The 623-nt window shown below is 32.6% G+C and carries 1 protein-coding gene; it reads right to left on the bottom strand.

Annotated features, from left to right (window positions below):
- A partial coding sequence (locus ON073_RS20505; protein ID WP_274763709.1) for an RNA recognition motif domain-containing protein occupies nt 1-401 on the bottom strand: 401 nt, incomplete at its 3' end.
- Nucleotides 402-623 lie beyond the last annotated feature (222 nt).

The following is a 623-nucleotide window of genomic DNA, read 5'->3' as shown; positions in this document are numbered from 1 at the left end:
AAAGTGCGTTGTTGAAACTCTTTATCGTTTAATGCAGAAATAATTTTATCAGCGTCTTTCTCAGCTACCTCGACAAAGCCAAAGCCACGGCGTTTACCCGTATGCTTGTCCTTTAATAAGCGAACTGAGAAGATCTTCCCGTGCTGCTCAAATAAATCCCTAACTACAGCTTCATTTGCTTTGTAAGGTAAATTACCCACATAAAGAGATTTACTTGCTTCTTTTTCTTCTGTTGCTACATTAGCAGAGAAAGTTGCAATAACACCACCAATGAAAATACCAATGGCAATAGCTAAAGATGAACTTGTAAGTACTGATGATAATGCAAACTGAGCTACAACGTAGCCAATAAGAGATACGATAAAAATTATTATTAATGATTTTTGTTGCGATGAACTCATTTTAAAGATTCCGAATTACACAAATTAAACATAAAATTAACAAATGTTCATGCTTATCTTATCTTACTTTAATCACAAGGCAATAATAACAGCGCAATAAAGGGTGAAATTTATTTAAGTTAAGTTTAAAAAAGACCCTCAAACTATATAAAACGTAGAAAAATAGACTGTTTTGTACATATTTCGCCCGAACGATCCAAAAAACTAAAAAAAGTTTGAAAT

Origin of the sequence: Pseudoalteromonas sp. G4, from assembly GCF_028875915.1 — a bacterium.
Taxonomy (GTDB): Bacteria; Pseudomonadota; Gammaproteobacteria; order Enterobacterales; family Alteromonadaceae; genus Pseudoalteromonas.
This window is presented reverse-complemented; position numbering and strand designations above follow the sequence as displayed.